The organism is Vibrio penaeicida (assembly GCF_030689305.1).
In the GTDB taxonomy this organism is placed as follows: domain Bacteria; phylum Pseudomonadota; class Gammaproteobacteria; order Enterobacterales; family Vibrionaceae; genus Vibrio; species Vibrio penaeicida_B.
In genome coordinates this window covers 403467-429707 of sequence record NZ_JAUYVM010000003.1, presented here as the reverse complement: position 1 = coordinate 429707, position 26241 = coordinate 403467, and the positions used below count along the sequence as shown (strand labels likewise).

Below are 26241 nucleotides of genomic sequence, written 5' to 3'. Positions count from 1 at the left end.
TGTCATCATTTATGGACAATAGTGAGAATGATTCCCACGAATTTAAGTATGGGCGGGACCTCAAGAATGTAAATATAAAATTTAATTTTATATTTACAATAATGATACATGTCACGTAAGTACAAGCTTTAACTCATGCGCAAAAATGCACGTATTAATGACAGGATGAAAGGTATCTACATTGAGTAAAACCCACACTAACATGATGAGTTTAAATATATTTATTGATATCTTTGATTTCGGGAGGTTATTTAAATACCAAGTCTTATGATGTTTTCCATCGACTTAACATTGGTTGATTCTTCATACACTTATGCGTTGTCATCAAAAAATCAGACTTCAAAATGAGTAAAAAACCACTTCGTTACATATAATTTCATGCACAATGCAATATTGATCTCAATAGGCAATCGGAGACGTCACTGATCTTCACTGTCGAAAATAACAACAGGCTAATGAAATATGACTTGAGATGAGTTATCTGACCTTTGAGCGGAACTCCACTGAGCTATCAGGAAATTTCGCTCATCTCAGATAGGGTATAAAGCTTTTTAAATCGGTTACTTAGAAAGGTAGTCCTGCCGGCTTAAACCGTATTTTTGCATTTTCTGGTTAAGTGTTCGCCTTGGAAGGTCCAATTCAGCCATTACTTGGGTGATGTTCCCCTTGTGCTCACGCAACGATTTGTCGATCACTTTACGTTCAAAGTTATGCACTTGGGTTGCTAAAGATAAGGTGTTTATAACAGGTTCTGATGATAACGATGCCGACTCCGACAGAATATCAGCGACCGAAAGGTCATCATGAGCAAAACGCGTCGCCACATTTCGTAACTCTCGAACGTTGCCCGGCCAACGGTAACTCAATAGTGTCTGTTTATCACTGAGCGTCGCTGGGCGACATTCTGGATTCGCCTGACGGGTGTAATGTTCGAACAAAATGACGACGTCTTTATCGCGCTCCCTAAGAGGGGGAAGCGAAAGTTGTGCAACATTAAGCCGATAATAGAGATCCTGACGGAAATTGGAGTGGCCAAATAGATTGTCTTTCGCTGCCGCAACCACTCGTAGATTGATTTGAATCGGGTTATTTGCACCTACCCTTTCTACCGTATGCTCCTGTAACGTTCTGAGTACTTTCACTTGCATAGACAAAGGCATACTTTCAATTTCATCCAGAAACAGAGTCCCTTTGTCGGCATACTCTAACTTACCGATTCGTTGTTTACCGGCACCAGTAAATGCACCCGCTTCATGACCAAATAGCTCACTTTCAAACAAATTCTCAGGAATCGCCGAACAGTTAATGGGCACAAATCGGTGACCAGTTCGTGTACTGAGGTTATGGAGACAATTCGCCACCAATTCTTTCCCACACCCTGTTTCACCATAAATAATGACGTTCGTGTCCATCATCGCTATTTTCGCCAATTGCTGACGCAAATTCACCATAACGTCACTTTGCCCAATCAGAACTTGCTCTAACCCGTCTAACTGATCCAAGTACTCCAGCCTTTGCTGGCTTTCTTGATTGGCTTGCAATGAGGAGAATGCATTGCTTACAGTATCAACAAGGCGATCAGGATCAAACGGTTTCTCAAGAAAGTCGAACGCTCCATCACGAAGGGCTTTTACTGCCATGTCTACATCACCATGCCCAGTAACCAACACAATAGGCACCGTAGGAATTCGATGTAGCAAAGCATTCATTAATGCCAAGCCATCGTAATCAGGCAGCCTTACATCACTGACAATAACACCTGAAAAGGAAGGCGAAATCCCTTCTAATGCCGACGTACCATCGGCATATTCGGTAACGGAAAATCCTGCGAGTTGTAGCCATTGGCTGGTTGCTTGGCGAACGATGTCATCATCTTCAATCAGTACGATTTGAGAATCCATTCTGAATACTGCCTTTTAATGTCTGGAGTTAGGTCCTGTGATTACGACGCTCTGCATATTGCCGCTTTCACAGGCTTTAAATGTAACACCCAGTAGGACAACATAGCTATGATTACGGCATTTACGGGGACAACTCCGGGTAGAATAGCGCCTCCGATGATACCAATCACAAACGCATAAATGCCCAACCAATTCACTTCTTGAAATTCAACGCTAGCGTAATCTTGATATTGATGACGACGCATTAAAAAGTCAGCAATGATCACCCCACCAACGGGAGGAATGGCGAGAGAAAGAAAATGTAGCCATTCGATAAAGTGATCGTAAAGCCAAAGCGCAAATAAGGTGCCAAGCAACCCGTTAAGCACCGACAAACGATGACTAGGTAAGCGCGTGATGTTCGAAAATGCCAGTCCAGACACATACAAAGCATTGTCGTTGGTTGTCCATATATTCAAACCTAAAACAACAATGGCTGGAATCAATAATCCCTGTGCCAGCATGGCATCAAACAAATCAGCATACCCGATGCTAGAACTGCTCAGTGCGCCAAACACAAACATTACAGAGTTACCAAACAAGAAGGCCAATACTGTAATGAACAGGGCTTTTTTATGGTTTTTGGCAAATCTCGCAAAGTCAGCGGTTAAGGTGGCGGCGCTAATAAAAGTCCCCACTACTAAGGTTAAGGCTTCTGCTGTACTCAATTTATTTGGAATAGAATTCAATTCACCATAGAGCGCACCTACCGTAAAGGTTTCAAGTGCACACATAACGGAATAACCACCAAACAATAAGATGGATGGAACCGCGATAGCAGAGAGAAATATGAGGGCCGACATACCAAAATAGGCGGTGCTAACCATTAGCAAGCCACTGACTCCAATCAGAATGCGCACATCCACCCCAATAACTTTACTCACGGGAATGGCAAACATGGCAACCCCAACGCCAAACCAACCAACTTGCGTACCACCCAATATCAAAGAGGGAAGCCAAGAGCCTTTATGCCCAAACGAAAAATGGGTCAGAAGATGAGTTGATAGCCCTGTTGTTGAACCGATATAACCGAGTAGGCCTGCGTACAAAGCCAGCATAATGTTGCCCACCAATACTACCCAGATAAAGTCTGACGTTGATAATCCCCCCCAAACCACACCACCCGCTTGCATACTAGCAGAGAAGAAAGTAAGACCAACCAGCACTAGACCTAAAGCCAGCGTCCGCTTTCTCGCGTAATAAGGAACAGGGCGAAGGCTAAAGTTTTCATCAAAAATCATGTCGCATCACCTTTATATTGAAGGTGAAAGTCGGTGTAACTAGTAACGGTATTTCGTCCCATACGTTTGGAGTGATAGAGGGCTCTATCTGCCCTTTGCATTAAATCGGTGATGGAATGCTTCGCGAAGTATTGAGCAACACCAAAACTGCAACTCATAGTGCCAACTTCATCAAAATGTTCTGCATTAATCGCAAGCCTCAACGTTTCAGCTAAGTACTCCGCTTGTTCTTCGGTTTTTCCTGGGCAGATAACGATCAGTTCTTCTCCTCCCCATCGCCCCACCAAATCAGAATCTGATATGTTTTCTTCAAACACTCGGGACATGGTTATCAAAGCTTGATCTCCGATTAGGTGACCATAGCGATCGTTCAATATTTTAAAGTGATCAATATCCCCGAGAATCACGCTGAAGGGTTTACGACTAAAACCAAATTGCGCGACTTGCTCTGCCAAAACGGTATCAATGGTATAACGGTTATACAGCCCCGTGAGCTGATCTTTTGTGGAGAGCTCTTCTAGTTTGCGATACTTCATCTGCAACACATAGTAGCTGTACCCTATCGCACACACCACGATGAAACCAATAGTTAGCACTGCCCAAACCAGTCTTTTATCGCTCACAGGTTTGTAGTTTACTGGTGTCCATGAATTTAGAATGGAGGAATGCAAACGAATGTCCATTTTCTCAATGGCTTTATTGAGGATGTCAGCTAATTTTTCTTCGGCTTTATTTACACCAACGCTCAGGGGAAACGACTGATTCATCCGGCTCCCCACCATAAGATTAGGGAAGTAATTTTGCAGGTGATAGGTCACAACTGGAAGTGCACCGATAAACCCAAAGAGTTCTTTATTCTCAACCATTTGAAGCCCCGTAAATGCCGAGTCTACAGGAACAAAGTTAACATCTGGGTAACGCTCACGAAATTCATCCGCAAGACCATGATTTCGGTTAAAGCCAACATATCTCCCCACCAGCGCACTGATTTCAGCGGCATAAGGCGTATTCTGATGAATAGCGACGGCGACAGGCAAAGAAAGATAGGGTTGGGTATAGGTCATGTAATCCAAACGAGATTTGTTTGGACGGCTTAGAGTGAGTACATCACATTTACCCGCTTCGATGTTTTGAAGCGATTCTTTCCAACTTGCACTTAACACGTGTTCGAATTTTATGGCGAGGCTTTTCTCAAAATACTGAACATACTCACCTGTCATTCCTTGCGCTTTTCCATCCAAAGTACCCTCTACAGGTAAGAAATCTGGGTGAGTACAATATCGTATGACTTGTTTTTCATTCAGATACATGCGCTCATCTCGGTTTAAGTTGAGCACATTGACTTTGTTTGTCTGGTTATTAGTCAGCCATTTACGCTTAAGCGATTGAATGGTTTCAGGCGACAAAGACAAATAGGCTTTATCAAGAATAGATGCAAGCTCTGGACGATCTTTTCGAACCGCTAGGGTTTGATAATAAACTCCCAGGTTAACGTTCTCTGTTAGAGAAGTAACACGGAGGGGAGAATCGATGTAGTTTTCGAGGTAAAAGCGTAAAACGTGCTCGCTATCAAGTGCGGCAGAGACTCTGCCGCTCACCACTTTTTCAATGGAATGAAGCGTATCTTGGGTTTCTACCAAACGAATTTCAGGGTAGTTTTCTCGGATAACGGGAATTTCTGCTGCCCCTTGCACAACCGCAAGTGATTTTCCTATCAAATCAGACAATTTAGTTACAGGGCTTATAGCATCACTCGATACGAGAGCATTTGTCACAGTAATGGTTCTTGAATCGGTGAACTTGGCGAATTGCTTACCTTCTTGGGTAGGCGTCATGTTAGAAATGATATCAAGCTCTTTTGCCTTGAGTTTATCTAACGCCTCAGCCCAGTCTGCCACATCAACAAATTCAACTTTTGCACCCACTTGCTGAGCAAGCAAAAGTACCAATTCCGTTGAATAGCCTTTCCTCTCACCAAATTCTCGATAATTGAACGGAGGCCAATAATCTTCCGAATGTACCTTCCATACTGGATGCCGTTCTAGGAACAGTTTCTCTTTGGCTGTTAGTGCTTCCTCTCCCTGAGCTTTAGCCACTAATATCAACGTCACTACTAATGGAAAAATCCAACGTAGAATATGTGAAAATTTATACATCTAAGGGAGAGTATCCTCTTCAATTTGAGCTGAAAGTGAAAATCCAAGAATGATATGGATTGAGTGTCACAATATAACGGGGGCTAATTTTAACTCAGTCACCGGTGATATTGATTCCAATTCGTTAATACTTGCTACTCATGTGTGATCAACTTCAAAAGTAATTACTAAAGATTATAATTCTAACCTTTAAATATAGTTTAACTTAGTGAATAGCGTAGGAATTCACATTAAATAATATGCATATATATTAATTTTCGTTCTCATCCCCATAATAAAAACCTTATTTTCCGCGTTATACATATTTTCTTTTGGATCGAACTCATTGTTGTAAAAACAAATATTGAGCTGATTGTTAAAAACCATTGCTTCCCCGCCGATTTTCAAGTTTTCCAAACAAGATTAAAGATCACTAAATATCTGTAAAGTTCAGGATAATTGGCGAACCGCATGCTATTCTTGATTACAAGACAAATCTCAAAATTCATACAATCAAACGGAATTTGACCTTAAAATAATAAGTTGTTTAGTACTTCTGATTTTAAAATTCTCATGGAGGGAATATGCGCGTAAGACTTAAAAATTTCTCTGTCCTAATATTTTTACTTGTTTTTTCGGGACTTACCTCCGCGCAAGGTAAAAATAAAGTGTTAAGTGTTACTGGTGACGTCGAAAATCCTACCAGTTACACTTTAGAAAACATCAAATCATTTCCTCAATTATTAATTACTACCAACACGCCATGGACGAATGAAGCCCATACCTATAAGGGACCTAAGCTAGAAGACATCTTAAATGATGCCAAAGCAAAAGGTTCGTGGCTGACTTTGAAAGCACTCGATAAGTACGAAGTGACGCTTGATTTTGAACGCATTCGTCAATTCGCCCCTATATTAGCTTGGGAAGACAACGGTAAAAAAATGTCGGTTCGCGGAAAAGGACCATTGTGGCTTATTTTGCCTAAAGATCATCACGAAGAACTCCAACCTCAAATATTTAACGACTATATGGTGTGGCAGCTGATTAATGTCGAAGTGTTTTCGAAGGAACCTTGATAATGCCTCTACCCAGCCGTTTTCAAACCCCAGTCTTGATAGTTGTAGCGGTGCTTTTTTTGTTATGTGCGATGGTCAGCGTTACCCAAATAGTGAAAAGTTTGGATTTATTAGCGGTAAATGAACATTCTACTGGCAGAGCTTTAGTGCAACTCATGTTGCTGCATCAAGAATATCTGACGGCTGCTAAAGATTATTTCAGAGGAACAACCAATATTGACGACCTAATTACCAGCTATGATTTAACATGGTCCGCTTTTGAAATTCTACTAGTTGGGTCGGAATCGGCTAATCTGATGGAAAAGCAAGGTCGATTAGAGATTATTATTGGTACTTTTGAATCATTTAAAACACTGGATCCAACTTCTGATTCATTTAATGCCATTCATTTCTCACAATATTTGGCGAAAGGGCAACAAACGGCTGAAACAATTAACGCGTTGATGAATCAAGAATTCCAACGTGTAGCAGAAAATAATTACCTACGTGATTATGAACTGGTTCGTTTAAACAGTATTATGGGATACAGCTACGCAGGACTAGCCCTATGTGGAGGCTTTCTATTATACGTGACGCTGAAAGACCGCCAAAAGATAAGCCACTTAGCCTACCACGACTCTTTAACAGGGCTAGCAAACCGAGCCGCTTTACAAAACAAACTCAAAGACTTAAAACGCCAGAATCAAGCGCAATTTACTGTGTTGCTATTGGATCTCGACGGGTTCAAACTCGTCAATGACACTTATGGTCACGATGTTGGTGATCATTTGTTGAAGAAAATCAGCGCACGTCTCAAAGAAACATGTAATGACACAGATTTTATCGCACGGTTAGGTGGCGACGAGTTTGCTATTGTTAGACAAAGCCAGACAGAGCCTCAATTGTTACCAGAAAGCATTATTGAATCCTTGTCGAAGCCTATACGTGTTGGCTCTATAGACTGCAAGGTTGGGGTCAGTATAGGTATCTGTTTAGACAGTGAATACCAAGCATCTTGGGTCGACATTCTAAAATCGGCAGATATTGCTATGTATCAGGCAAAATCCAATGGCGGTAATTGTTATGATTTCTTTGATGATGCGGCTTAACACTCAACGTTAGCAGTGCTGACAAGCCATTATGTACGATACTCATGATGCTTGGCTGTAATCATAACCCTATATCTAGATTCAATAACCCGATCTTTAGATTCAAATTAGGGCTTTCTATTCCATAGAAGCTAAGCGATGGACTCCTCAAAGCTCCTTTGTTAAAAATTCTCTTACTAAAAGCTTTCTTGCTAATAAACGAAAGATTAGACGGGATTTTATAGGATTGCGCGAGGTGAATGTGGATACAGAGAAACAAAAAAGCAGTGCTGATAATACAGCACTGCTTTTTTAGTTTGGATTAATGGAATTTAGTATCGGAACTGCCCAACTTTCTTGTTCAACTCTGTCGCTTGGCCGGACAAGCCAGAAACAACGTTATCTATTTCATTGGTCTGGTTTGAAACCTGCATCGATGCATCAGCAATGGACGTAATACTGCTACTGATCTCATCCGTAACGGAAGACTGCTCATTGGCAGCCGTTGCTATCTGCAAATTCATGTCATTCAATTCGGTCAGCATATTCGTGATTTGATCAAGCATATCCGTATTTTGTCGGCAACTTTCGGTTCCTCGCTCTACAGACGAATTCGCGTTAGTGATGCCGTCGGCGACAGCTTGCGTTTCTCCTTGCAACGCCTCAATTTTGCCACGAATTTCTTCAGTTGATGCTTGAGTTCGGCTTGCGAGTGAGCGAACTTCGTCCGCTACGACGGCGAAGCCTCTACCTTGCTCTCCGGCTCGCGCAGCTTCAATCGCAGCATTCAAAGCCAAGAGGTTCGTTTGCTCGGCAATCGACTGAATTACATCGAGCACTTCACCAATTGAGTTACTCTCTTTTAACAGCCTTTCAATTGCTTGATTGGCTTGTTTCATTTGATCGGTCAACTGCCCCATCTCATTACCAAGCGCGCGTCCTATGGTGGCACTGCGTTGCCCTGTGTCATTCGCATTTTTCACGAACTCAGCGGCTCGGCTGGCAAACTGCGCCACTTCTGATACTGATGCACTCAATTCGTTTACAGCTGCCGCAACAGAATCCGACTTGTTGTGCTGTTCACTCACAGCATTGCGTGTATCACCCATAGCGGTTGACATTGTTTGGCTATTTTCAGTCAACTCATTTGTCGCGCTACTAAACTCTTTAATTATGCCTTGTAACTGTTTAAATAAATCATTCAGGGCTGTGGCGAGATCAGACATCTCGTCTTTACCTTTGTTATCGAGCCTCGCAGTAAGATCCTTAGAACTGCTGATATGAGATATTTGCTGTGCAGCGGCTTTAATTGGTCGAGCGATTCCCCCTCCGACTACCGATGCTCCTATCGCAGATAACACGAGTAACACAACAGTACTAATACCTACTGTTGCAAACACAGCACTGTTTAAGCGTCCAACATCTGCCAAAGCTTCTGCTTCGTCTATTTCACTGAGAATCGCCCACTTCAACCCTGCCACTGTAATAGGCGAGTATGCGGATAGCACAGGAACATTACGGTAGTCCAAAATAATTTCGCTACCCACTTGCCCACTAAGCGCCGCTTTACTGCCTTTGGTATCTACTAGTTGACGACCAATTGCACTGTCTTTGTCACCGATTTCAGAAACCACTCGAGCAGAAATACCAGCGGATGTCAGCGCCTGCATGTAACCTTGCTTATCTTCAAGTAAGAAACGAGACTGGCTTCTGAGTAAGCTATCTTGACCAACTAAATAAGTCTCTCCACTTGCACCAAGCCCAGCATCTGCCCATTTTCCATCGTAAGTCATGATGCTATTAATAGCATCAACAGGCATTTGGAAAATCAACACCCCAAGCCTTTCACCGCCTTCAAATACGGGTGCAGCCATAAATGAGGCCGCCGCTTCATAGGATGGATAATATGGCTTGAAATCAACCAAGAAAAAGTCGTTTTTGGCTTTAGATTTTGCGCCGTTAAACGCTTCCGCTAGTCCGCTGTTTTTATAAGGACCAGAGAGAAGATTAGTTGCGTAGTCCAATTCCTTGAAGACGGAATAAACAATGCTTCCTTGATTGTCTACTAGGAAAATATCGTAATACCCAAACGATTCAAGAAAGTGCTTGATGGGAGGATGGTATAGGGCATGAGCTTTATCGTATGGAGTATTCAATGTATCTGACTTCAAGAGGTGCTTTTCACCAAGCGCATTCGGGTTTACGCCAATGTAACGGGCTTGAAGTGCTGTACCTACATCACTTATCTGGCTCAAACGGCTTAACTCATTACCCGACTTGGTACCATTGCTGTCTCGGTATGTTTGCCCAAATCCGTCGCTGTAGTAACTTTTAAGTGTATTCACATCAGCAGAGCTCACCTTTTCTTTTGGGTACTCGCTGAATGTTGAAGTGAAATCTCTTAATGCCGCTTGGGTCGAAATATCATCTGCTAGCGTTTCTAACTGAAATTGAATCTGTTCAAAGTATCTTTCGATTTCCCGTTTTTTTATCTCTCGGACTGAAATTAATTGACTAATGGCTCTATCGTAAATTGCTTGCTCGGATAAATCCGACGCTCTCCAGGCTACGAAGTTTCCGCTGACGATAACCCCAATCGCGCAGAGAGAAGAACAAGCGAGAATAATTTTAGTTGCGATCTTCATTTTATAACCTTATCAGCTTTCTTATTGTGTATTTCTATCGGCGGTAAATTCCACATAAATAGAAATTAGCGACAGCCTGCTGACTTTTATATGTTTTAATTTTTTATTGCTCTATCAGGTTTAAGTTTGGTACAGAATGTAATGGGTTACATAATAAAAATGCAGTAGGTTAGTAAATTCCACCAATAACCCTTTGTATAGAGTGGTTATATTTTATAGTCATTAAATATAACCACATAGAATTAAAGGATATGCACTTAGAGTTTGAGCTAAAGAAAACAGGACGGATTAGGTTAATTAAAACAATGGATTAAATAGTCATTTGGTTTTATTTCCAAGAACTCAATTTTGGGAGTATGAGCTTCTTTCAGTATTTCTGTTGTCAACGTACAAATTCACTACTGATTTGAATATGTTTACTTTTGTTTAACCCCGTGATTCCTTTCTTTCTACATGAAAATAAAATGACACTTTGAGGTTACTTGTATACACAAGTAACCTCAAAATTACAGTTTCAGTGACTTCTTTGTCTATGACAAGCAACTGGGCTTCCGCTTGCAAGTCGAATTGGTAGTGACCTATTTCGACTTGCAGACGTCAATGTCATCGTATTACTGAGTCTATTGGATTCCTTCAAGCGCAAACACCTGAACCTCTGCGAGACTCAGAACAGAAGCATGGTTTCCTTCTAACTGTATCCTAACGTATCGACCATGAGTATTATTGAGGTTAATACTTTGTGAAGCCTCAGATAAAGTCCTGAAATTGAAATGGGCAACCGAAGGGTCACTCAGCAATGTACTTAAATCATCTGAGCTAAACGGCGTATTCGACACGAGTACATAATAATTGCTTAGGCGCGAAGAGCAGCAATCCGTTCGGTTGCTCAACTTAACATGACCAATCATATGAGATTTGCCCAAATCTACCTGCCACCAATGGTTGCTAGCTGGACCATATTCCGTATGGGTAACAGAGCCATTATGGAAATTACCATCAGTATTACCATCTAACGCCCTTTCTGCCTCGCCGTCATAACCTACATTGGATTGTTGTGCTGATTTACTTTCAGCGACGTTTGGCAAACCAAATACTTCTACCTCAGCAAGGCTCAAAGGTTTATCTTCAGAGCCGTTTAGTTGAAGTCTTACGTATTGACCTGTAATTCCACGTAGATTGATAACTTGGTAAGGTATGGGAGTAGGTTCTGAAGTGAACTTATACGATTTAATAGTGGCATCTGAAAGCAACTCACTTAACGTACCAGATTGAAAAGGTTGATCAGAGACAAATACGTAATAGTCTTGCAGCCTATGTGAACAACAATCTGTTCGATTCCAAATTTTTATCTGCTCAATCGCATGAACTTGTTCCAAATCTACCTGCCACCACTTGGTATTTGCAGACCCACTGATATTGGTATGGGTAGTCGAGTTGCTGGAATATGACCCATCTGTACTCCCATCAACTGCTCGTGAAGCTGCACCACCGTAACTTGTACTAGATTGCACGGCAACTTTACCTCGGGCTACATTCGGATAATGAATTTTTGAACCATCACGGAGTATATTAAATGCATCTACAAGCATGAATTGCCCACCTGTCATTACCCCGGTGATTTTGTGAAAACCTGGAGATAAATTATTTACGCTGAATAATACTTGTTGTACTAATCGACCAGAATTATGAGCATTAACCTGACCGACATAGTCATCATCTATATAGATGTCGACCGTTCCCATGTCCCCATTCTTTTCGCTAATGTACTCAATTCCTGTTCCATAAAACTCCAGCTCAAAGGATTGACCAAGGGAAGTTGTAAAATGAACATCATCATTAAAGTCTCCAAACGGACGTCCCTCGCTAAATTCCCAATCAGAACTATAAACAACTCCAGAAGTATCGTTAATCAACTCGTTGTTAGATGCTTTCCATCCATCACGTAATATCCTAAATGCATCAACAAGCATGAATTGCCCACCTGTCATTACGCCGGTGATTTTGTGAAGACCTGGAGATAAATCATTGACGCTAAATAATACTTGTTGTGTTAATCGGCTAGGATTACGAGCATCAACCTGCCCGACATATTCATCGTCTATGTAGATGTCGACCGTCCCCATGTCTGCATTCTTTTCGCTAATGTACTCAATCCCTGTTCCATAGAACTCAAGTTCAAAGGATTGACCAAGGGAAGTTGCAAAATGAACATCATCATTAAAGTCTCCAAACGAACGTCCTTCGCTAAATTCCCAATCAGAACTATAAACAACTCCAGAAGTATCATTAATCATCTCGTTGCGAGATGTTTTCGAAAAAGAGATTTTATTTGGCATTTGATTGACAAAGGTAGTTGCATTTACTTCTGTGCCAGGTTCAATTTTATTATAAACCTGCCAAAAATAATCTTTGTCCGTCGTTAAGCTTGTTCCATCTAACTCTATCAACGCATGACTTTCACGGAACCCTTGGCTATATGCATAAGAACTAGGATGAACTTCAGAAAATGCAATCCCTGAACGGCTAGGTAATCCTAGTGCAGATCGCAAAGCGGTAGAATATATACTCGTTATAGATGCATCCATTAATGGCTCTGGATCCGGTCGTTCCTTCTCTCCCGTTCCGTTCACACTTGGTGCACGAGGGTAGTCACCAGGCTTACCAAAGCTGTTCATGGGGAACCCATTAAAATCAATACCTTGGGAAGATAAGTCTGCATTTATAGTATAGTCGTTGCTGTTGACGTCGCTAAACGCTGGATCTCTAACAATCGATGTCTGGTCATGTGAGTTAGAATCGGCATCTGGTTCAACATAAGTTCCATTGTTCCAAAACACATTTTGTCCAAACACTGTATGTGCGCGTTCTATATTTGCTCGAACTAACTCATACCTACGGTCGTTAACTATAATGTTGTTTTCGACTCGGTCAAAAAGTGCAGGAATAGTTCTCGAATAAGCCACGTGGAGGTGAACCGTGTCATTAACCAGAATATTATTATGCACATTACGACCAAAACCCTCTCTTAGTTTAATGCCCCCACCAAGTACTAGGTTATTATAAATGTCATAGTTCGATGAACCATCGTCTAAATCGATTCCCCATCCGTGCGTTGGATGATTAATGCGATTGTTTCGAATAGTGGTTGTTTTAACTGCATCATGAAATGCATAGGGTTCTTTTAACTCACCTTTACAGCCTAATGTGCAGAATCCACCAAGAGACCAAAATCTGTCTCTTCCCCACGAGTTAAATGCTCCGTGATCATGAGTTTCTCGAACGGTATCCCATATATCATTGAACTCTATGATGTGCCCGCCCCAAGTTCCATCACCAATATTTATTCCGGCACGGGGAACCTTGTGGATGGTATTTTGAGATACAAGAATGTCTTGGCTCATGGTTATTTGAACACCAGACGTTTGTTTTTCAAAGATACCGATATTGTTGATGTAATTTCGACTGATTGTTATGTTTTTTGGGTAATCATCGGATTGAGGACCAATTTCTTCATCTGAGATCGATGCTTTGTGTCCGAAATCCCACGTTGAAGGATCTCTCGCTGCGCTTTGTAGACCCGCGATGAAAAATGCAGATGAACCAGCATCAGTAACATCATTGTTGTCAAATACATGATACTGGTTATCTCCGCTGACAAAGATGGCATTCCCACCAACTTGTTCAAACTTTGAATCACGTACAGCGATATTCCGAGCATTTTCGATATATACCGCACCCGCTCTAGCAAAGCCCCAATCTGACCTCAATGGTCTTTCATGTGGTCGAGTAAACATTGTTCGGTGCGTATGTGTGAATGTGAATCCAGAAAACGTAAGATGCGACACTTTATTTTCTGAGGTACCAAGAACCCTGATAAGCTCCTCTTGTACTGCAATTTCTATCGACGCATTATCTAAATCTATGTTGTCTGCTGGGTAATAATAAAGTATTCCTGATTGTTTGTTATAAAACCATTCTCCAGGAGAATCCAATTCCTCAAAAATGTTTTCAACCATTCTTTTGTTGACATGAATAGAGCTCCCGCGATTGTTATCACCAATCCATTCGAGATCTAACTCATCGCCTCTTTTTCCGAGTATTTTGTATGAGTTACCTCCCCACTCACGATCGTGAATTCCACGCAGAAACCCACCTGCAGGGTTGCTCCAAGTCTCGATACGTGCTGCGCTAGTAGCATCAGGTGAATATCCATTTAGTACTGCTACATTTTTATCGTAATTTGGGTAACGTGCTAATATCTGACGACTATCATTTACAAATAACTGGTCAAAAACTAAATTACGACCAATTGATGCTTGCTTAATCACATCGCCCTGCCATGTAGGCTGAATACGTTTACCGCCACTAATGACAACATTTTCACCTGGATATGATGAGTAAGTGATAGATCGAGACGTACTTCCTGAGTCACTCGGTCCAAATGTTAAAGGGCTATCTAAATAATAGGTGCCTCCTCTTACCAATACATTTATATCATCTCCAGGTTGTTGTAAAAGCAAGTTCACTGCACGCTTTGCTTTTTCTAGAGTTGCAAATGGAGATTCAATAGTACCACTGTTATTATCATTACCTACTTTTGAAACATATAGCTTTGTTGCTGCGAACACTTGATTTAATGAAAAAAACAATCCAATAAACAAAAGGGATTTGTATATTGTTTTTGAGTTAACTCGATACATAATATTTTACTACCTTTGTATAATAAGATTTATATCACCAAAACTGAACGAAGAGATACGGTATTAATAAATAAACCCCCATTATTCCAACCATACTTTTTTATGTATTAACCATTCGTTTTCTTTTTAAATAGTTCCAGTTTTTAGTTACTTATGACTAATCCTTTAGTCCCATTCCTCGAGAATCATTACCACATGAAATTCATTTCTAGGTGTAACGGCAATATTTATAATGTGCTACATTCAATAGCGCATCAATCTATCACATTTAAAATTTACTTCCACATATGAAATACCAAACTCATAATAATTTATAAAATAAAAACAGAAAGACAAATTAATCCTTAAAAATCATATTTATAGATGATTTTCTGACAAATTTAAAAGAGGAGTGAAGAAAAAGTTAAACTAAAAATAATCGGAAAAGAGCTGTTTTAACTTGATGATTTTAATAGAAAAAAACAATAAACATAATGAAAATATCAATATTGAGATGAAATAAAAAACAAACTTATTTTTGTTAGAAAACTTATATAAATGTGAAGTTAATCACCTGATTATAATTGACTGGTACCAAATTCCCTAAAAGCTAAGGTTAATAGTTACGGTTTTAAAGACCGCTGACTTCAGGGTAACCTATCCCTCGAAGATCTTGAGTACAAGACTACTTCTCACATAAAATAATGAAGTAAATAATCGTTGGGTTTTATTTCCAAAAACTCAATTTGGGAAAGTAAATCTCTATCAATATTTCGGTTGTCGACGTATATGTTCGCAACTGAATGAATATTCTTACCTTTATTGATACCCATAATTCCTTTCGTTCCACGTGAAAATAAAATGACGTCTTTACTTATAAAATGAAATATCATTTTTTCACCGTACATTTTATTGTGGAATTCCAACAGTGCTTTTAATTTTTCACTTTGCCAACTGTATCCCCAACGGTTGATGTTGGGTTGGTGCGCCATTGCTCTAGCGGGTGGCTCTGCATAAATGAGTGGCACCCCACCATCTCGCCCCAATAAATAAGCATAGGCTAGCCATTCACTGGCTTCATCCATTACTAAATCGTTGAATACGGCATTGTTGGGAATGTCATGAGTAATGGCGAATGTGACGGCTCTAGGGTTGGATAGAGCCATACCTAAAGCATAAGGGTCGACTAATGATTCCAGTGTTCCTTCCGGTTTCATGGCTTTAAACAAGGTATTGAACAGCGGAAAGTCATATGCCGCGAGCTCTGTTTTCTCTAAATAAGGTTTCAGAAAGAGTTCGTATTCTTGCTTGGTTGCCCCGCCATCCGTAATGATTTCACCAAAGATATGCATACCTTCCGTAATATCCGGCCCCCACACTTTTTCGAGGTGCCGCAAGCTCATGTGCTTAGCCGCGTCTATTCGAAAACCACGTACTCCTAACTTCTTTAGAGCCTTCAAATAATGCTTTTGCTGTTCAACAACATGCTGGTTGTCTTTAAGGGTGGGTAAACCAGGGTCTGCTGGTCCGCTGCTAATTCGACCATTTTGTACTTCCCACTTGTTGCGCCAATCAACAATGCCAAATGGTTCGACAAAATCGTCTTTATCGAACAATGGATGTGAAAGATCTCCGAACAACTTGAGATCATCAAAATATGGGGCATTCGATTTGTAGATTTCCAAATCGGATTGCGCAGGAAACTGCAGATCAGAGCGTACATCCGATTCGTTGGCCATATGATTAAAAACGACGTCGACATATACCCAAATGTCATGCGCCATAAGTGCTTGCATCATGTGTTTAAAATCGTTGGTGTTACCTAAAGGGTTATCGATGATCCTGTAATCTTGTGGCTGATATCGCTGCCACCAAAATTGACCCTTGCCTTCTTTCAATGATTTTAATGGGGGCGATACCAATACCGAACGATAGCCTAGTCGGCTTATTTTTTTTGCGTGCTCAGCAATTTCGCTGTACTTCCAGTCAAACGCATGCAATATCACATTTGAACGCCCTTGATTTTGTAACATTCTTTAAGTGGCTCCACATTCCCCAGATGGTTCAGTCAATATCTTAATAAGCAAGATGATTCAAATGCAACCATTCCCTCAAAGATTCAACCCGTTAAGTCTACCCGTATTAAAATGCCTCCTCTTCCCCTTGTGCACTGCTAGGCTTAATCTATACCCAGAGAGCTCAAGATGATTGGATATCAACAACATTATTACAACTTAACTATTGACTTACACATGTTCGCTGAATATCTTTGAGTGAACATGTGTAAGCTGAAAAATGGAATGAACAAAAAAATGGTCGACACCGAAAAAAAGCCCCCCCTCATCTGGCTTAATATTGGGGTATTTTCTATCAGTATGCTTTTGGCGGTGTTGGTTGCACCTTGGTACGGGTATCAATTTGGGTATGGAGTGGAACACCTGATTTGGCTGGTCGTCACGTTCAGTTTTTGTAACCTTTCTATCACCGCTGGTTACCATCGTCTTTGGGCACACAAGGCCTACGAAGCACATCCCATCATTCGGGTTGTTTACGCTTTGGGTGGAGCTTTCGCTCTTCAAAACAGTGCGCTGCATTGGTCGTCTGACCACCGAGTTCACCATAGACACGTTGATGTTAACGACAAAGACCCTTATTCAGCTAAAAAGGGCTTTTGGTTTTCACACATTGGCTGGATGTTAAGACATTACAACAAGACCACTTATTCCGATTATTCAAACTGCCGAGATCTTCAAAAAGACCCCATCGTCATGTGGCAGCATAAGCACTACCTACTGCTTGCTATCGCTATGAATGTTGGCGTTCCAGTGTTGCTCGGTCTTTTACATGGGGATGTTTGGGGAATGTTGCTGGTCACTGGTGCCGTTAGGTTAGTGCTAAACCATCATACGACTTTCTTTATCAATTCACTGGCTCACATTTGGGGTTCTCAGCCTTACACGGACAAGAATACGGCAAGGGATAACGGATTTTTAGCATTTCTAACGTTTGGCGAAGGCTACCACAACTATCACCATATCTTTGAAAATGATTACCGCAATGGCATTCATTGGTGGCAGTACGATCCAACCAAATGGATGATTCGGCTATTTTCCTTGGTTGGCTTGGCCAGTAAACTGACGCGTTGCCCAGCCATTCGAATTGAGCGTGCTCGGATACAGATGCAGCTACGTAAAGCAAAGGAAAACATTCAAAACAAACCGCAAGGCGCGACAATAATCGATTCTCTGCAATCAGAGTATGACGCGCTATGGAAACAAATGCAGGAATATTACGAAGTCAAAAAGCAGCTTATGGAAGCGAAAAAAACCGACCTGACTCGTAAGTACGAAGCGTCGCTGCTCAAAGTTCGTTACCAACAAGTGCGCGCGACACTGAAAACCAAACAAAAAAGTTGGGACAGATTGGTCGCACAATACGCGTAAGCTTTAACGCGAACTAAAACCAAAAAACTCACCAGCTGGTGAGTTTTTGCGTTCAAGGTAAGGCTATCAATCTAAACGTGTTTTTCCATCAGGAAGTTGGTTAATGTTCTACCCCGAAGCTCTATTTCTTGTCGCTGTACAACTTCAAACCCAAAGTGTTCATAAAACGGCTTTGCCGTAATACTCACCTCTGAATAAAATCGATTTATGCCTTTCGCTTTACCGACAGAGAAAATATGGTTCATCAATGCCGCTCCAACGCCTTTCCCTTGGTATAGGTGGTGGCAAAAGAAGTGATCGATTAAACCATCTTTTTGCAAATCAGCGTAGCCGACGACTTTGCCATTCAGTTCAGCAATGTATGGCTCTATGCTGTTCATTCGCTTTTGCCATCGTGCCAGTTCGAAACGTTCAGGTGCCCATGCTTTTACATCATCTTCGCTGTAGTCGCCTAAATTCACTTTGCGTACAGTGTGGAAAAACAACTTCCAAGTCGCTCTAGCATCTTGCTCGGTATAGTGTCGAATCAGAATCATATGTCCTCCTCAAAACTATAATCGCGCTCTACTTTTGCAATTCGTGTTTTGTAAGACTGGTACCATTGCTTTCTACCGAGCTTTTGCGCCTCAAGGTGTTCAGCATTGGATTTCCATTGTTTGATTGAGTCCAAATCTCGCCAATAAGATACCGTAATGCCAAGATCTTCCCGTGCGGATTCTGCACCCAAATAACCCGATTGCTGCTCTGCTAGCTCCAGCATTCGGTTCGCTGTATCGCCATAACCTTCATCATTTGGACCTTTTACTGAGCTAAAGATCACCGCGTAATACGGAGGCTCTGGTGTGTTTGAAATTAACGACATCTATATACTCCTTCACAAAGTATCCAGTAACTATACCCAGATGCTTGGATATAAACGTACAAAGCTGGATACAAGTTTTATTAAGCTCTTACTCTATTTGTTGAGTATTGGCTTAGATATTGGGGTTTGTTGGCGTCTAAGGCCTGATAACCCTAGACCCCATCGATCCTTTCCCCTAACTGTTATACCCAAGTGACCTCAAGATGCTTGGTTCAGCGAGAGTTAACTGGCTTTCAGACAAGGCACCGATTTGAAGATCTAGTCGTTCTAAATCAATAATCGGTAACGCAGTATGAAAGCCAGTTAAACTCGCCCTTGGGAGCCCATATTCTGTCCCATTTCATCGTCAAAGAACTTGGAAAGGACTCGTCATTCCACTGCGTCCTTCTCCTTGAACTGGAACAGACTATGAGGCTCTGAATCCTGCAACTTGAGGTTACTTGGGTATAAGCGATAACGTCATCGCTTTTAATAATCTTCTCTCGCTTTAAGTTCAGTGAAATCACTCATGATCCACTTTTGGTATCCTACTCGCTGTTTTAACGCTTGATACCATTCATTTACTCTTGGAGGTAGCTTGATATTAAGCCCTTGCTCGGTTAATCGATAGAGGATCGCCCCTACACACACGTCAGCAAGAGAAAGTTTAGTTCCAACCAAAACTGGATATTCTCGGTTTGAATTCTCCAAATGCGAGTGCTGCAGCGTCGATTCAACCAAATTTAGTACCCCCACGCATGTGCTTAAATCTCTATCTATTTGGCGCATATCCCGTTTGCTTTCAGGCATGCGGTAGAAACCCCAAAACGTTCCCATAAACGCGGGTTGAAAAATCACTTGGGACCAATCCATCCATCTTTCATATTCAGAACGTTGATAAGGCGTTTGCGGTTCACCGTATTCGCTCGCTAGATACCGTAATATAGAGTGCGACTCCCAAATTACTTTATCGCCATCCACTAATACGGGGACTTTCTTCATCGGATTCAATTTGGAAAATTCAGGGTCATCCAACCCACCAAATCGCCCACCTAGCTCAATCAATGAGAAATCGAGGTTAAGCTCTTCCAAAAACCAAAGTACTTTCTGTACATTAAACGAGGTCTTACGTCCGTATAACTTAATCATGATGACCACTTAAATATTTTGAGCAATACGCCACAGAACGCCACTTGGGTCTGCCACAGTAAAATCCAGCATTCCCCAAGGTTGCTCAATTAAAGGGGAAACATTTACGTCATATTTCTCTTTAATTTGACCTTCAGTCACCGCGTGGTGCCATGCTTTAGCATCCTCAACTTGGAGGTGCATCATCAACTCGTTGGTATGCTTTGCTTCTGCGAGGTCCTGAAGTAGAAAATTGGTATGTCCAAGCGAAAAGAACGCAAGATCACCCATATCGTTTTTTAACTCAAACCCTAAGTCGATATAAAAGGCTTTGCACAATTCATAATTTACTGCAGGGATAAAAACCTTAATATCTACGGTTTTAAGATTATGTGTCATTATTTTTTAGTCCTTAGCCAAAGCAAATTCAACGGCGTGTTGCGCGTGTAAGTGTGTCGTGTCGTAAAGAGGAGTGACGGTATCGGAAGGCTTAACCAGCAATGCTATTTCAGTGCAACCTAATATTATGGCTTGCGCACCCTGCTCTACTAACAAGCCAATGACATCTAGATACGTCGCTTTGGACGAATCTAAAATCTGCCCATGGCATAATTCTTCATAAATTATCCGGTGTACTTCCGCTTGCTGTTTTTCGTTAGGCACAACAACAGAAATACCAAAATTCGTTTCTATACGTTCACGATAAAAAGCTTGCTCCATTGTGAAACGTGTTCCAAGAAGCCCTACCTTTGTAATGCCATTTGAAACCAGAGCATTTCCCGTTGGATCGGCAATATGAAGAAGAGGTATGGAAACAGAAGATTGAACTTCTGGCGCTACTTTGTGCATTGTGTTTGTACAAATCAGAATGCAGTCAGACCCAGCAGCTTCTAGAGATTTCGCTGCATTGGAGAGGATCTCGGCCATTTTACTCCACTCGCCTGCACGCTGAAGTGCTTCAATTTCAGCAAAATCAACACTGTACAGGCAAATTTTAGCAGAATGAAATCCTCCCAATCGCTGATTGGTCAGTGTATTTAGAGCTTGGTAGTAACTGGTTGTCGATTCCCAGCTCATGCCGCCAATCATCCCTATTACTTTCATTACGCCAACCTCATATTTAAATTTCCTTTACAAATTAACAAAGACCCAACAAAACTTCGATATAAATATGCATCTTATTGATAAATTTTTAAGTTACTGTCACTGCCGAGTCTTTATTCTATGTATGAGCTGAAGGCTCAATGTTCGATTTTTTTGTTCTGAAGCATCGATCACACCCAGAAAATTTATCTACTTGTAATAAAGAAGGCTAACCATTAACCTCACGATTTATTGATAATAACTCTCATTTGTAATGAACGGATTCTATCGGTTTCAGTTTGACCACATCGAAATGTTTGAAACGGTTGCCGAAAAAGGCTACTACGGGCTGAACGCGTCATTTGGGTCCTTAGAAGTCAACCGATTCAACCTAGATAAAGGCTTACACTCTATGCGTATGCAGGGAACATTTAACCGTCCGGTCGAATTGTTCTCTAGCGATGGGTTTGGTCCTCGAGAGATCACCATTTTTGTTAGCACAGGCAGTTGCTGTGAATGCTATCTGCAGTCTTTGGGTGAGCGCTTTCTGATATCCCCGAACAAAGTTGCGATCTATTATTCAGATGAAGTTTCCGGCTATACACGAGCTCAGAGCCGTTTATTTCAAGGTGTATCAGTTAACATTTCTATCGACCAAGTAAGGTCACTCGTAGAAAGCTATCAATGTAAGGATCTAGAGCGCTATTTCTCTCCCGCTTTTCAAAACCAACCAAAACCCTTTTTGTTTACGTTTGACGCAAACGAGAGCATGATGGCGATTGCGCGACAGATGCTCACCAGCAGCACCAGCGACTTAGCGGAGACATTGCAATTCAGAGGGCTTGGCTGGCATTTGTTTTCGCTGGTATTGCAAGAAATGTCGCCTTCTAATCTTCAATCAGGAAAATTGAGTCAAGCAGACATAAACAAGATTTATACAGCTAAAAACTTATTGCTAGAACAAATGGACGCACCACCATCTCTTATAGAACTGGCGCAAAAAGTCGGCTTGAACGATTTTAAACTGAAGCTAGGATTCAAAGAGGTTTTCAAACAAACCGCATTTGGCTACCTCCACCAACAAAGAATGGAACGCGCGAGAGAGATACTATTAGAACAACGCAGTAACGTGGTTCGAGTAGCTAATGAGGTGGGCTATCAAAATCACGGACATTTTTCTGTCGCGTTCAAAAAACATTTTGGGATAACACCAAGAGACTACCTAAAACTCACTCAATAGCTTTTTCCGATCTGGATAAACAAGCCCCACAATGCATAATTATTTTTATTTTTCAACACTTTAAAATAATCCGCCATTGAGCAGTCTTTCCAGTTCCTTCATTCAAAATGAGTCTAACTTTTGAAAGGAAGAAAGGTAGTTCAATGAATCAGGAAGCAGCAGCCAGTCTAAAGTGGCTTTTTCAGGTTTCCGCAGAACACAAACTCAAGCTCGTATTTTCCATAATTCTGTCAGCTGCTAGTGCTCTTTGCGGACTTGCTCCATTTTACTTCGCCTATTTGGTATTGGATCAATTACTAAGTGACAGTTTTGACGTATCACAAGCTTGGAGTTGGGCTGGGTACGCCATCGCCTTTATGTTGGTTCGTTATGCCATGTTGTTAGGCGCAGTTATGCTCTCTCATAAATCCGCATTCGCCATTCAATATCGAGTTCGAACACTCGCACTGGGTCATATGGCAACGCTGCCAATGGGGTTCTTTAATGATAAGAGTTCTGGCGAAATCAAAAAGATCCTCTCAGAAGATGTTGAAAGAGTAGAGCTATTTGTCGCCCACCACATCTCCGATTTCGTTACATCCATCATTACGCCAATAGCGGTATTTGTTTTCTTACTGTTTATCGACGTGCGAATGGCGATGGCTGCTTTAGTGCCAATTCCTCTCGCAATCATTACCCAAATGAGCATGTACAAAGGATTTGAAGATAAAACTCGACAATACCACCAATCATTAGAAAATCTTAATATCAGCGTTACAGAATATGTGCGTGCAATGCCCGTGATTCGCGCGTTTAATGCCGGGGGAAAACCTCATAAACTTTTCACATCAAGCCTAGATAACTACCACAAACTGGTTGTGCAATGGATTAAAGACGCAGGTTGGCCTTTTGCTGCATTCAAAACGCTATTAGACAGCGGGCTTTTGGTGCTATTGCCTTTAGGCGTCTTCTTTTGGTCACAAGGAAGCTTGGATGTCGCGAGTTTTACCTTATGTATATTGCTTGGCGTGGGAATGATGGAACCTCTCTACAACATCACAATGTTAAGTGGATACTTGAGCCAAATTTTCGAAGGTGTAAATAGGCTCCAGTCCTTAATGGCACAACGTTCGTTGTCTGAACCCGAAAAAAGCGAAACACTGACTCAATTTGATGTGGAATTCCAGAACGTTGATTTCCGCTACTCCGATGAATCAGATCTCGTTCTCAAAGATGTTTCTTTTGGAATTAATCAAGGCTCAATGACGGCGTTGGTCGGCCCTTCTGGGTCAGGGAAATCAACATTAGCTATGTTAGTTGCTAGGTTTTGGGATACATCAAGTGGTGAGATACTCATCGGTGGAAAACCTATTCAATCACTTTCTCCTTCGTACTTAATGGACAACACGGCTTATGTTTTTCAAGACAGCATCATCTTAAACCAATCTGTTCGCGACAATATTGCTATGGGCAGTAATGCTTCACTAGATGACATAATCACCGCAGCCAAAGCCGCTCAAGCCCACTCTTTCATTTGTGATATGCCTAACGGGTACGAAACCGTGCTAGGAGAAAACATGTCACTGAGCGGAGGAGAAAAACAACGCATCGCCATAGCACGTGCAATCTTGAAAAACGCCCCAATTCTCATTTTGGATGAAGCTACGGCTTACGCAGATGCCAACAATCAAGCACTCATTCAGTCCGCTTTGGCAACGTTAATGGTTGGTAAAACCGTCATTGTTATCGCTCATAGGTTGTCCACCATCGTACATGCAGATTCAATATTGGTTCTTGAAAAAGGGCGTTTGGTTGGACAAGGCTCGCATACGGAGTTGCTGAGCGAGTGCCATGTTTACCAAACCCTTTGGCATTCTCATCAAGCATCTCGTCAATGGAGTTTATCAACAAAAGAGCAAGGAACAGAAAAGGAGCTTATTGATGCTTAAACAAATGAAAGCTCTGACTGGTACAGAAAACGAAGGGCTAACACGAAATATCCTCGTTGGTTTTCTAGAAGCTTTCCTTATGGGTATTCCATTCGTTGTGGTTTATTTGGTAATTAAGGAAATGTTTCTGCCACAACCGAACTTGAACTTTATTTGGGTTTGCTGCGGCTCCATGCTGGTTTTATTTGCCTTGCGCATCGTTGTGGCTCGATACGTAATGGTTCATAGCCAAATATTTGGATACGACGCCGGCATTAATATCCGTCAAAACCTGGCAGGTAAATTAAAAAAAGTACCAATGGGGTATTTACTAAAAACAGACCCAGGCGCGCTTAACGCAACCATGCTACAAGACGTCACTTTTACCGAGCAAATATTTTCCCATCTTTTCTCCCAATTGGTCGTTACCATCAGTTTGGCCGCTTTAGTCGCTATAGGCTTAACCTTTGAAGACTGGCGACTAAGCCTCGCAATGTGCATTGGTCTTCCCATCGCCATTGTGACCTTTATTTTATTGAAAAAGGCAGGGGCGATACTGAGCAGAAAACTGCTGGATAAAGTGGCTGAAATGACGGGTTCTTTGATGGAGTATATTCTCGCCATCAAACTTCTCAAATCGTACAACTTAGCTGGTACACGATTCTCCAAACTCGATAATCAGCTTAAAGATATTCAGAGAATGAGCCTTAAGCACGAATTTGTAGCGGGTGTGGCACCTCTTAGTTTTGTGTGCTTAGTCGAACTCGGATTTGCAACAATGCTGATCTCGCTGATCTATCTATACGCTGGCGGCGAGTTAGCACCTCACGTTGCGGTCCTATTTTTGATTGTGTCGAGCCGCTTTTTCAAACCTCTTATGTCCATCGCAATTTACCTTGCTGAATACAGCTTTATGCAGCAAGCCTCTAACCGGATTCAAGACGTACTCGAAGAACCAGAGCTTCCTCAAGGAGAGGTAAACCGAAAGCTTGAACCCAGCATTGAATTCGAAAACGTCAGTTTTACTTACGCCCAAAACCCAGTTTTATCCGGTATTAGCTTCTCTTGCCAGCCGGGAAGCTTAACTGCGCTTGTCGGTCCATCAGGAAGCGGACAAACAACTATAACCAGTTTGATTGCTCGCTTTTGGGATACCAGTGAAGGGGACATTAAAATTGGTGGTCATAATGTTCAATCGCTTACTGCTGAATGTTTAGCTGACCAAATCAGCATGGTATTCCAAGAGGTTTACCTCTTCCACGATACCGTATTCAATAATCTGACCATTGGATTGCAAAAACCAAGCAGGCAGAAAGTTGAAGAAGTTTGTAAAGCAACGTGCTGCTGGGAATTTGTTTCTAACTTACCTCATGGACTAGACAGCTTGATAGGTGAAGGGGGAGCAACGTTATCTGGCGGTGAAAAACAGCGTTTATCTATTGCTAGGGCGATTTTGAAAGATGCCCCCATCGTATTACTGGATGAAGCTACAGCGTCACTGGACCCTGAAAATGAGCATGAAATACAGCAAGCCTTAAGCGCGCTGATTAAGAAGAAAACCGTCATTATGATCGCTCATCGACTCAATACCATTGTCAACGCCGATCAAATATTGGTGCTCGACGATGGCAAAATTCAGCAGCAGGGAAGCCACCAAGAATTGAATAACACGGCTGGTCTATATCAATCGCTATGGAACGCGCAACAGCAGGCCCATGGGTGGACAATGAAAGCATCTTAACTGCCCTCCTGACACAATCTGTCATTTGCGCTCTTTAAGCTAAAGGCTACACACGTCAGTTTAGCGACAGGAGCT

The 26241-nt window shown here is 41.7% G+C and carries 17 protein-coding genes; 6 read left to right on the top strand and 11 right to left on the bottom strand.

Features of this window, described 5'->3' with window-relative positions; genetic code table 11:
* Positions 1–560: 560 nt before the first annotated feature.
* From Q8W40_RS07875 to Q8W40_RS07865, 3 genes are read right to left on the bottom strand one after another with little or no spacing between them, the layout of a single operon-like run.
* Entirely contained in the window at positions 561–1901 is a 1341-nt protein-coding gene (locus Q8W40_RS07875) for a sigma-54-dependent transcriptional regulator (RefSeq protein ID WP_305396639.1), read from the bottom strand.
* Positions 1902–1942: 41 nt separating this feature from the next.
* Positions 1943–3181: a cytosine permease gene (gene codB / locus Q8W40_RS07870; RefSeq protein ID WP_305396637.1), complete on the bottom strand. Its 1239-nt coding sequence runs from the start codon at positions 3179–3181 to the stop codon at positions 1943–1945.
* The gene (locus Q8W40_RS07865) at positions 3178–5337 is read right to left on the bottom strand and encodes a transporter substrate-binding domain-containing diguanylate cyclase (RefSeq protein ID WP_305396636.1); all 2160 of its coding nucleotides are present in this window, start codon (positions 5335–5337) and stop codon (positions 3178–3180) included. The genes codB and Q8W40_RS07865 overlap by 4 nt, the downstream gene beginning before the upstream one ends.
* Positions 5338–5900: 563 nt before the next feature.
* Here Q8W40_RS07865 and Q8W40_RS07860 point away from each other — a divergent pair.
* Both Q8W40_RS07860 and Q8W40_RS07855 read left to right on the top strand, forming a co-directional pair.
* Positions 5901–6392: a molybdopterin-dependent oxidoreductase gene (locus tag Q8W40_RS07860; protein ID WP_305396635.1), complete on the top strand. Its 492-nt coding sequence runs from the start codon at positions 5901–5903 to the stop codon at positions 6390–6392.
* Positions 6393–6394: 2 nt separating this feature from the next.
* Complete coding sequence (locus tag Q8W40_RS07855) at positions 6395–7480, top strand: GGDEF domain-containing protein (protein WP_305396634.1); 1086 nt, start codon at positions 6395–6397, stop codon at positions 7478–7480.
* A gap of 311 nt (positions 7481–7791) precedes the next feature.
* On the opposite strand, the gene Q8W40_RS07850 is transcribed toward Q8W40_RS07855, so the two are convergent.
* The 3 genes from Q8W40_RS07850 to Q8W40_RS07840 form a co-directional block, all read right to left on the bottom strand.
* A complete protein-coding gene (locus tag Q8W40_RS07850) occupies positions 7792–10104 on the bottom strand; it encodes a methyl-accepting chemotaxis protein (protein ID WP_305396633.1) in 2313 nt (770 codons plus the stop codon).
* A 620-nt stretch (positions 10105–10724) separates the two neighbouring features.
* Positions 10725–14804 carry a galactose-binding domain-containing protein gene (locus Q8W40_RS07845; protein WP_305396632.1) on the bottom strand — a complete coding sequence of 1360 codons (4080 nt, stop codon included), beginning with the start codon at positions 14802–14804 and terminating at the stop codon, positions 10725–10727.
* A 671-nt stretch (positions 14805–15475) separates the two neighbouring features.
* Positions 15476–16816, bottom strand: coding sequence for an alpha-amylase family protein (locus Q8W40_RS07840; protein ID WP_305396631.1), 1341 nt, complete (start codon positions 16814–16816; stop codon positions 15476–15478).
* A gap of 267 nt (positions 16817–17083) precedes the next feature.
* Between Q8W40_RS07840 and Q8W40_RS07835 the strand changes: the two genes are divergently transcribed.
* Positions 17084–18226: an acyl-CoA desaturase gene (locus Q8W40_RS07835; RefSeq protein ID WP_101110585.1), complete on the top strand. Its 1143-nt coding sequence runs from the start codon at positions 17084–17086 to the stop codon at positions 18224–18226.
* A 71-nt stretch (positions 18227–18297) separates the two neighbouring features.
* On the opposite strand, the gene Q8W40_RS07830 is transcribed toward Q8W40_RS07835, so the two are convergent.
* The 5 genes from Q8W40_RS07830 to Q8W40_RS07810 all read right to left on the bottom strand — a co-directional run bounded on the left by Q8W40_RS07830 (position 18298) and on the right by Q8W40_RS07810 (position 21299).
* Positions 18298–18762, bottom strand: coding sequence for a GNAT family N-acetyltransferase (locus tag Q8W40_RS07830; protein WP_305396630.1), 465 nt, complete (start codon positions 18760–18762; stop codon positions 18298–18300).
* Entirely contained in the window at positions 18759–19088 is a 330-nt protein-coding gene (locus Q8W40_RS07825) for an antibiotic biosynthesis monooxygenase family protein (protein ID WP_305396629.1), read from the bottom strand. The genes Q8W40_RS07830 and Q8W40_RS07825 overlap by 4 nt, the downstream gene beginning before the upstream one ends.
* Before the next feature lie 468 nt (positions 19089–19556).
* Positions 19557–20216: a glutathione S-transferase family protein gene (locus Q8W40_RS07820; RefSeq protein WP_305396628.1), complete on the bottom strand. Its 660-nt coding sequence runs from the start codon at positions 20214–20216 to the stop codon at positions 19557–19559.
* Positions 20217–20225: 9 nt separating this feature from the next.
* The gene (locus Q8W40_RS07815; protein ID WP_305396627.1) at positions 20226–20594 is read right to left on the bottom strand and encodes a glyoxalase; all 369 of its coding nucleotides are present in this window, start codon (positions 20592–20594) and stop codon (positions 20226–20228) included.
* A 6-nt stretch (positions 20595–20600) separates the two neighbouring features.
* Positions 20601–21299: an aspartate/glutamate racemase family protein gene (locus Q8W40_RS07810; RefSeq protein ID WP_305396626.1), complete on the bottom strand. Its 699-nt coding sequence runs from the start codon at positions 21297–21299 to the stop codon at positions 20601–20603.
* Positions 21300–21552: 253 nt separating this feature from the next.
* Here Q8W40_RS07810 and Q8W40_RS07805 point away from each other — a divergent pair, with 253 nt between their 5' ends.
* The 3 genes from Q8W40_RS07805 (at position 21553) to Q8W40_RS07795 (ending at position 26166) form a co-directional block, all read left to right on the top strand.
* Positions 21553–22518 (top strand): helix-turn-helix transcriptional regulator, encoded by a 966-nt coding sequence (locus Q8W40_RS07805; protein ID WP_305396625.1) that lies wholly within the window; start codon positions 21553–21555, stop codon positions 22516–22518.
* Positions 22519–22661: 143 nt separating this feature from the next.
* The gene (locus Q8W40_RS07800) at positions 22662–24446 is read left to right on the top strand and encodes an ABC transporter ATP-binding protein (protein ID WP_305396624.1); all 1785 of its coding nucleotides are present in this window, start codon (positions 22662–22664) and stop codon (positions 24444–24446) included.
* Positions 24439–26166 (top strand): ABC transporter ATP-binding protein, encoded by a 1728-nt coding sequence (locus tag Q8W40_RS07795; protein WP_305396623.1) that lies wholly within the window; start codon positions 24439–24441, stop codon positions 26164–26166. The genes Q8W40_RS07800 and Q8W40_RS07795 overlap by 8 nt, the downstream gene beginning before the upstream one ends.
* Positions 26167–26241: the final 75 nt, after the last annotated feature.

Bases quoted from the DNA above. Each gene is read 5' to 3' on its own strand.
- Q8W40_RS07795 (WP_305396623.1), top strand. From the start codon at position 24,439: ATGCTTAAACAAATGAAAGCTCTGACTGGTACAGAAAACGAAGGGCTA.
- Q8W40_RS07800 (WP_305396624.1), top strand. From the start codon at position 22,662: ATGAATCAGGAAGCAGCAGCCAGTCTAAAGTGGCTTTTTCAGGTTTCC.
- Q8W40_RS07855 (WP_305396634.1), top strand. From the start codon at position 6,395: ATGCCTCTACCCAGCCGTTTTCAAACCCCAGTCTTGATAGTTGTAGCG.
- Q8W40_RS07825 (WP_305396629.1), bottom strand. From the start codon at position 19,088: ATGTCGTTAATTTCAAACACACCAGAGCCTCCGTATTACGCGGTGATC.
- codB (WP_305396637.1), bottom strand. From the start codon at position 3,181: ATGATTTTTGATGAAAACTTTAGCCTTCGCCCTGTTCCTTATTACGCG.
- Q8W40_RS07840 (WP_305396631.1), bottom strand. From the start codon at position 16,816: ATGTTACAAAATCAAGGGCGTTCAAATGTGATATTGCATGCGTTTGAC.
- Q8W40_RS07850 (WP_305396633.1), bottom strand. From the start codon at position 10,104: ATGAAGATCGCAACTAAAATTATTCTCGCTTGTTCTTCTCTCTGCGCG.
- Q8W40_RS07815 (WP_305396627.1), bottom strand. From the start codon at position 20,594: ATGACACATAATCTTAAAACCGTAGATATTAAGGTTTTTATCCCTGCA.
- Q8W40_RS07875 (WP_305396639.1), bottom strand. From the start codon at position 1,901: ATGGATTCTCAAATCGTACTGATTGAAGATGATGACATCGTTCGCCAA.
- Q8W40_RS07845 (WP_305396632.1), bottom strand. From the start codon at position 14,804: ATGTATCGAGTTAACTCAAAAACAATATACAAATCCCTTTTGTTTATT.
- Q8W40_RS07805 (WP_305396625.1), top strand. From the start codon at position 21,553: ATGAACGGATTCTATCGGTTTCAGTTTGACCACATCGAAATGTTTGAA.
- Q8W40_RS07830 (WP_305396630.1), bottom strand. From the start codon at position 18,762: ATGATTCTGATTCGACACTATACCGAGCAAGATGCTAGAGCGACTTGG.
- Q8W40_RS07820 (WP_305396628.1), bottom strand. From the start codon at position 20,216: ATGATTAAGTTATACGGACGTAAGACCTCGTTTAATGTACAGAAAGTA.
- Q8W40_RS07810 (WP_305396626.1), bottom strand. From the start codon at position 21,299: ATGAAAGTAATAGGGATGATTGGCGGCATGAGCTGGGAATCGACAACC.
- Q8W40_RS07865 (WP_305396636.1), bottom strand. From the start codon at position 5,337: ATGTATAAATTTTCACATATTCTACGTTGGATTTTTCCATTAGTAGTG.
- Q8W40_RS07860 (WP_305396635.1), top strand. From the start codon at position 5,901: ATGCGCGTAAGACTTAAAAATTTCTCTGTCCTAATATTTTTACTTGTT.
- Q8W40_RS07835 (WP_101110585.1), top strand. From the start codon at position 17,084: ATGAACAAAAAAATGGTCGACACCGAAAAAAAGCCCCCCCTCATCTGG.